Here is an 8,250-nt window from a genome sequence, read left to right on the forward strand (position 1 = left end):
CGGGTGATCTACCCCTGTCCAGGGTGAAGGTGCGGTAACACGCACTGGAGGCCCGAACCCACGCATGTTGAAAAATGCGGGGATGAGGTGGGGGTAGCGGAGAAATTCCAATCGAACCCGGAGATAGCTGGTTCTCCCCGAAATAGCTTTAGGGCTAGCCTCGGAAAAAAGAATCGTGGAGGTAGAGCACTGATTGGGTGCGGGGCCCGCAAGGGTTACCAAGCTCAGTCAAACTCCGAATGCCATAGATTTAGTTCCGGGAGTCAGACAGTGAGTGCTAAGATCCATTGTCGAAAGGGAAACAGCCCAGACCATCAGCTAAGGTCCCCAAGTGTGTGTTAAGTGGGAAAGGATGTGGAGTTGCACAGACAACCAGGATGTTGGCTTAGAAGCAGCCACCATTGAAAGAGTGCGTAATAGCTCACTGGTCGAGTGACTCTGCGCCGAAAATGTAACGGGGCTAAACACACCACCGAAGCTATGGCTTGATGCTTGCATCAGGGGTAGGGGAGCGTTGAATGCGGGTTGAAGGTGTACCGTAAGGAGCGCTGGACTGCATTCAAGTGAGAATGCCGGTATGAGTAACGAAAAGATCTGTGAGAATCAGATCCGCCGAAAGCCTAAGGGTTCCTGAGGAAGGTTCGTCCGCTCAGGGTAAGTCGGGACCTAAGGCGAGGCCGATAGGCGTAGTCGAAGGACAACAGGTCGAAATTCCTGTACCACCGTAATCCGTTATGAGCGATGGGGTGACGCAGTAGGGTAGTGACGCGGACTGATGGATGTCCGTCTAAGCAGTGAGGCTGGTGTGTAGGCAAATCCGCACATCGTAAGGCTGGGCTGTGATGGGGAGCGAAAATTATAGTAGCGAAGGTCATGATCTCAGACTGCCAAGAAAAGCCTCTAGCCAGGAGAAGGTGCCCGTACCGCAAACCGACACAGGTAGGCGAGAAGAGAATTCTAAGGCGCGCGGAAGAACTCTCGTTAAGGAACTCGGCAAAATGACCCCGTAACTTCGGGAGAAGGGGTGCCTCGGTAGGGTGAATAGCCCGAGGGGGCCGCAGTGAAAAGGCCCAAGCGACTGTTTAGCAAAAACACAGGTCTGTGCGAAGCCGCAAGGCGAAGTATACGGGCTGACGCCTGCCCGGTGCTGGAAGGTTAAGGGGAGTGGTAAGCCTTCGGGCGAAGCTATGAACCGAAGCCCCAGTAAACGGCGGCCGTAACTATAACGGTCCTAAGGTAGCGAAATTCCTTGTCAGGTAAATTCTGACCCGCACGAATGGCGTAACGACTTGGGCGCTGTCTCAACGAGAGATCCGGTGAAATTTTAATACCTGTGAAGATGCAGGTTACCCGCGACAAGACGGAAAGACCCCATGGAGCTTTACTGCAGCTTGATATTGAATTTGGGTACGATCTGTACAGGATAGGTGGGAGCCGTTGAACTTTGAGCGCCAGCTTGAAGGGAGGCATCCTTGGGATACCACCCTGATCGTATCTAGGTTCTAACTTGGTACCGTAATCCGGTGCGAGGACAGTGTCAGGTGGGCAGTTTGACTGGGGCGGTCGCCTCCTAAAGAGTAACGGAGGCGCCCCAAGGTTCCCTCAGAATGGTTGGAAATCATTCGAAGAGTGCAAAGGCAGAAGGGAGCTTGACTGCGAGACCTACAAGTCGAGCAGGGACGAAAGTCGGGCTTAGTGATCCGGTGGTACCGCATGGAAGGGCCATCGCTCAACGGATAAAAGCTACCCTGGGGATAACAGGCTTATCTCCCCCAAGAGTCCACATCGACGGGGAGGTTTGGCACCTCGATGTCGGCTCATCGCATCCTGGGGCTGAAGTAGGTCCCAAGGGTTGGGCTGTTCGCCCATTAAAGCGGTACGCGAGCTGGGTTCAGAACGTCGTGAGACAGTTCGGTCCCTATCTGTCGTGGGCGTAGGAAATTTGAGAGGAGCTGTCCTTAGTACGAGAGGACCGGGATGGACGTACCGCTGGTGTACCAGTTGTTCCGCCAGGAGCACCGCTGGGTAGCTATGTACGGAAGGGATAAGCGCTGAAAGCATCTAAGCGTGAAGCCCCCCTCAAGATGAGATTTCCCAATTAGTAAGACCCCTTGAAGACGACGAGGTAGATAGGTTGGGGGTGGAAGTGCAGTAATGCATGGAGCTGACCAATACTAATCGGTCGAGGGCTTATCCTAAGAATAAAACGCAAATGAGTTTCGGATCCAGTTTTCAGGGTGTAACCTTGAAAGTATGTACAAGTGACATATGATAAGCGCATGGCTATTCATTCACACAATAAGTGATGAACCGAATAACCGTACGGTAGAATTTGCACAGCAAATTCATGTTTGGTGGCGATAGCGGAGGGGTTCCACACGTACCCATCCCGAACACGACCGTTAAGCCCTCCAGCGCCGATGGTACTTGGACCGCAGGGTCCTGGGAGAGTAGGACGTCGCCAAGCAAGATTAAAGAGCACAGCCCATTAAGGCTGTGCTCTTTTTGCATACCATAAGGCTTTCGCATTTTGGAAAATATACAAGAAACCATTACATATACTCCATTCCACTAAATTAATAAGATTGGGACATAACTATTATAAAGCTTACAACACTCTGCATATCGACCGATAGTGAAGTCAAACATAATGAAATTTATAAAGCAGCAAGTCTCCAACAACAGGGAGCCTTGCTGTTTGCCGTTACTGTTTTTTGAGGGGGAAGATTAAAAGTAAGGCTATAAATTTCTAGAGAACAGGTACTTTTGAAGCGAGATAGAAACGTTTCTATTAGAGTTTGAAAAGAAAATTCATAGCTTTGGGAGAGAAAAACTCAATCGGAACTGAATTTTTTAGACGAAGAGTCAGAAAAAAATATGAAAAATATGGTCCTTTAGGACTATGAAATAACAATATTTATTACAAAATTAAAGAGTTATTAATTTTGGCTTATGTGAGCTTGATACAAATTCAATCCATTATTTAGGAGGTTAAAGAGGGTTGCGGAAAAAGGCGGAATTTGTCGGATGATATCAGGTTGAATTTGTTACATTTATGTTAATGGCATGTAAAGATAAAATTGTTGTAGGATAAGGGGTTGGAGCTTCAATGTAAATCATAATGAGTTTAGTTTTACAAAATTCGTGAAAACCAAAAATTTCGTTTTAAACTAAATTAACAGATCATGATTGACAGATAACTAATACAAAAAGTGAAATTGTTGCTTTTGAAGTTTGGAAACAAATAACATAATATGGATTTTGTTTTATTTTTATGAGCTCCATCAATTTAGCCCTTTTGTCCCATGCCAAGCGGTTTTAAAGTTTGTATATTTAAAAACAGTTAGAAAGTGCTGGAAGAAAAAAAGAGATATAAGGATTTACTGTAAAATTATGAACTGCATAGAGGATGGAGGAATTCATTTGACAACTCGATCACAATCTTGGTTCGCAAAAACAGAGGTCCAACCGACTGCGAAGCTCCAACTATTTTGCTTCCCCTACGCTGGTGGTGGCGCTTACATATTTAACTCTTGGAAGTCTAGGTTCGCGCCTGATATTAACGTGTTGCCTATACAACTTCCAGGACGTGAAAGCCGCTCAACAGAAGCTCCAATGGATACTCTTCAGGACATCGTTCAATCGTTGATTCCCGCTATGGCCCCATACATGCATAAGCCGTTCGCTTTTTTTGGGCACAGTATGGGTGCACTGATTGCATTTGAAACAGCACGACAGTTGTACAGCAAAACTGGAAAGCTACCTGTGCATATCATCATATCTGGTAAATCCGCACCACATCTTCCATACTCCAAAAAACGACTCCATGATTTAGCAGACGATTCTTTCACCGAAGAGCTTCGTTTGATGCAGGGAACACCTGAAGAGGTGCTGCAAAATGCAGAATTGATGCAAATTATTATGCCTCGTCTGCGTGCAGATTTTAAGGTATGTGAAACTTATGTTTATCAGCCGGGAAATCCACTGGTATGTCCGATGACCGTTTTAGGCGGAATGATGGATTTTGAGGTTAGCACAGATTCACTCCATGCCTGGCAACAGCATACGACATCACCTATGGATGTTCAGATGTTCGAAGGTAATCACTTTTTCATCCATGAACAAGAACAAGAAGTTATGAGCGCAGTCGAGAACATTCTTTCTACATCCTCGCCGATGGCCCACGCGGCGGCAGCTCATACAGCTTACAACACAAGCACCCTACAACCACGATTCAGACAGAGTTGAATGTCCCACACATCACGATACACTTCGTTATTACCATCTCAGCAACAATCGACAACCAACCCACAAACAAGATGCAAATTCCAGCATAGTTCAAAATCGCATTTTATTCTGTACGGATACTCATGCATCCAAACCCAGAGTTTATCTCAACGACGTCCACAGCCAATATAAAAAGTTCCCACTGAAAAAGTGTGGGCAACGAAAAGAGGGATGCCCTTGTTTCGATCAAATTCTGCTTTTCGGAGACTCGCACGTTATGTAAGGCCGTATAATCTATGGGTTTTCATAACGGTGATCGCCTCCTTGTGTTTGGCAGCTATTGACATTATTTTGGGTAAGGCTATTGAGCAAATGGCACAGGGGACATTCTCCTCTACCCAGAACATGATCTATCTGGTTGTTGGTATGACGCTAATTGGAATGCCCTGTAAGTTTGTGATGAGGTACGCTTCAGCGCGTTTTAGTGTTAGTGCTCTGCGCGACTTGAGAGGCGATCTCGTACATAAGTTTTGCGATTTACCGGTTTCCAGCGTGGAAAGGAAATTTACCGGAGATTTGGTATCCCGTCTAACCAATAATACGGCAGTATTACAGAACTTTTTTATCCAGCAGTTTTCCAATCTGTTTTATTTACCGCTTGTGTTTACGGCATCACTCATATTGCTTTTACTGACAAGCTGGAAACTGATATTGGCAAGTCTTGCGCTCATGCCAATAGGAATGATCATAACATCACTAATGAGCAAGCCGATTGAAAAATATTCCGCAGATCTTCAGGAGAAAATTGCTCATTTGAACGCTGTGGGGCAAGATGCAATCGGAGGAATCCCTATAGTCAAGGCATTCAATATGCAAGCTGTGCTGTTGAAGAAGTATATGGTGATTATGGAGGAGGTCGTCAAGCGCGGCTTAAGGCTAGAAAAGCGCTATGCAGCCATTACTCCAGTAGGTGTGATGATGCTGGCAACACCAATTATTTTGGTCATTGTATACGGAGGATACCTGATACAACAAGGAGAGCTGAATGCTGGAGGCATTGTACTTTTTTTATACCTGATTTCGTTCATATTACAGCCGATTGCCATGCTGCCGACAATCATTTCGCAAATGAAGGAAGCGGGTGGAGCCGCAAAGCATTTGTTTGAGGTGCTGGATTGGCAGAATGAACGTCAGAACGGCGAAATGACCTTGGTAGATCAGAGGCGAGAGAATAGGGCACCTCATTTGAAAGACGATGCAGATGGGGAAGCCAACCGAATGAGTGAAGGCGGAGCAGAAAGCGATGATGACGTTGATAGTGTTGCTGTAGTCAGTTTTGAGCATTTGACCTTTGGCTACGATGAAGGGAACACAGTGCTGAAGGATATCAGCTTCCAGGCAGGGCAAGGGGATATGGTGGCGATTGTCGGTGCCAGCGGTGGCGGTAAAAGCACGATTTTCAAGCTGCTTTGCGGATTTAATGAGCCTGGAGAGCATGCCGGAACCATTCAACTATTTGGAAAGAGTTTGACAGATTGGAATTTAACAAGCCTGCGCAGTCATATTTCGATGGTATCTCAGGAGTCGTGGCTTTTTCCGGCCACCATTGCAGAAAATATCGGATATGGACGTCTGGAGGCGACTCGGGAAGAAATTGTCGAGGCGGCGAAAGCGGCACATGCGCATGATTTTATTGTTCAACTTCCCGAGGGCTATGAAACCCTGTTGAGCGAGCGGGGAGGCGGATTGTCTGGCGGTCAAAAACAGCGTATTTCTATAGCAAGAGCATTACTGAAAAATGCTCCGCTGCTTTTATTGGACGAGCCGACTTCAGCACTCGATAGTCAGTCGGAGGCTCAGGTGCAGAATGCGATGAATGCGGTAATGCAAAACCGGACGGTACTGGTCATTGCTCATCGACTGTCAACCGTACGTCAGGCGAACCGTATTATTGTACTCGATCAGGGGAGCATTGTGGAATCGGGTTCTCATGAGGAATTACTAGGTCGTGATGGTGTGTACCGAAAGCTGTATTTGAAAAATTTTGAAGAAGAACAGCATACGGCGGAAAACGGTAATTCGTTGCCTGAGGAAAGGAGTGAGCGTCGTGACCTTCAAGCAGGGGTTTTATGAATTTAAGCAGTTGATGTCCCTGATGAAGCCGCATCGAAAATGGTATTTTACCGGGCTGGTTGGCAATAGTCTGACCAATGCCAGCATCACGATTTTACTTTCTTTCGTGGTGCATTATTTGCTGAATTTTGCGGTTAATGGCGATGTACAGGAGCTATACCGAGCGGTCTATTTGGTCAGTGGTACATTTTTGGCATTAAGTCTTATTTCCCCCCTGTGCAGCTATATGTATAAACGGTGTGTAAAGCTGGCGATTGCCGATGTACGAATGAAACTATTTGGCCACATTGTCAAGCTATCGTACGAAAAAGCCGAAAAACACCATTCGGGTGATCTTGTATCCCGTATGACGAACGATGTACAGGCGCTGGAGCAGGCTTACACCGTTCATATCCGCTCGATTATACTAGAAATTTCGCTTTTCTTGGGCTCGTTGGTCATTTTGATGGTTCTGGATTGGCGATTTGGGATTATGGCGGTTTTACTTGGGCTGGCTTCAGCCTGGATAAACGCTCATTTCGCGAAGAAAATGCGAAAGACGAGTGAAGAGTTACAGGGACGGATGAGCAGGTTCACGGAACGATTGAGTGATTTGCTTTCCGGTTTGCAGACGGTGAAGTTGTTTGGGTTGAGGACAAAGGTAGGTGGACTTTGTAACGATGCAAGCGAGGACATAAACCGCATCAGCATTCGGCAGGGACGTCATATGGGCTTGCAGGATATGTGCAATTTTGTCATAGAGTTCATCACGCTGGGCGGTGTGCTTGTCGCCGGATTGATTCTGGTATCGCAGAAGCAAATGGAACTGGGGGTATTGGGACAGATTGTGCAGCTGCAAACCGGTATTTCAACGGTGTTTTTGGAGCTAGGGGCGGCTGTAACACTGTTACAAAACTCCTTGGCAGGCTTGGCGCGTATCCGCGAAATTCTGGATGAGTCGAAGGAAGAGGAGCAGTTCCCCGCGGCTAAAAAGAAGGGACCGCTGACTAGGCTTATCGATCCCGAGACGGCAGCTTTATCAGCCCGTGAATCTGGGGGATTCTATGGCGATGTTGAGAGCTTGCGTTCAGACCACGCCATTGAACAGACTCCGGCTGCGCTGGAGCTGCACGACATCACCTTTGGCTATCAGCCTGACCATCCAACGCTGCAAAGGTTAAACTTGGTCGTGCCAGAAGGGCAGGTAACCGCGCTTGTCGGCCCGAGTGGTGGTGGCAAAAGCACAGTCATGAAGCTGTTGCTGGGATTTTACCCACCGGACGAAGGTGTGCTGCGGGTTCGTGGTCGCTTGGCAGAAGAATTTCCGTTGGATGAGGTCAGGGATTTAATGGCCTATGTACCACAGGAGGCTACGCTGTTCCACGGTACAGTAGCGGATAATATCCGTTTTGGCTCACCGGCTGCCACGGATGAAGAAGTAGAGGCTGCGGCCAAAACAGCCTATGCCAGCGGCTTCATAGGCGAGCTGCCAGAGGGGTACGACACGATTGTCGGTGAACGCGGAGCCAATTTGTCCGGCGGTCAAAGACAGCGGATCGCAATTGCCCGTGCTTTGCTCAAAAATGCACCGATTTTGCTGTTGGATGAAGCGACCTCGGCTTTGGATGCAGAATCGGAATATGAAGTCCAGCAGGGCTTAAATGAGCTGATGAAGGATCGTACGACATTAGTTATTGCCCATCGATTGTCTACGATTGAACGGGCGGATACGATCTGTGTCCTTGCCGATGGCGAACTGAAAGAGCAGGGTACCCATGATCAGCTCCTTGCCGAGGGAGGTCATTATGCAGAGCTGTATGAGCTTCAATTTCGAAAGCATCCCGAGGAACAAACCGCATAAATATGCGAATTTCCTTTTTACCAATATCTATTTTGCGAGGAGAGAAACGG

3 protein-coding genes and 2 rRNA genes (1 of these 5 cut by a window edge) are annotated in these 8,250 nt (G+C 47.4%); all 5 read left to right on the forward strand.

Annotated features, from left to right (window positions below; all coding sequences use genetic code 11):
- Positions 1-2,198: ribosomal RNA gene (locus ACM1ND_RS11695) — 23S ribosomal RNA — on the forward strand; it begins 727 nt to the left of the window's first position.
- 152 nt (positions 2,199-2,350) lie between these two features.
- Positions 2,351-2,467 (forward strand): 5S ribosomal RNA (gene rrf, locus ACM1ND_RS11700).
- Between the two features lie 956 nt (positions 2,468-3,423).
- Positions 3,424-4,248: a thioesterase II family protein gene (locus tag ACM1ND_RS11705; RefSeq protein WP_023988445.1), complete on the forward strand. Its 825-nt coding sequence runs from the start codon at positions 3,424-3,426 to the stop codon at positions 4,246-4,248.
- 216 nt (positions 4,249-4,464) lie between these two features.
- Positions 4,465-6,360, forward strand: a complete 1,896-nt coding sequence (locus tag ACM1ND_RS11710; protein ID WP_418027763.1) for an ABC transporter ATP-binding protein — start codon at positions 4,465-4,467, stop codon at positions 6,358-6,360.
- On the forward strand, positions 6,335-8,200 hold the full coding sequence (locus tag ACM1ND_RS11715; protein WP_028541394.1) for an ABC transporter ATP-binding protein: 1,866 nt from the start codon (positions 6,335-6,337) through the stop codon (positions 8,198-8,200). The genes ACM1ND_RS11710 and ACM1ND_RS11715 overlap by 26 nt, the downstream gene beginning before the upstream one ends.
- Positions 8,201-8,250: the final 50 nt, after the last annotated feature.

The sequence above is a fragment of the Paenibacillus sp. JJ1722 genome (assembly GCF_048282685.1).
GTDB lineage: Bacteria > Bacillota > Bacilli > Paenibacillales > Paenibacillaceae > Paenibacillus > Paenibacillus polymyxa_B.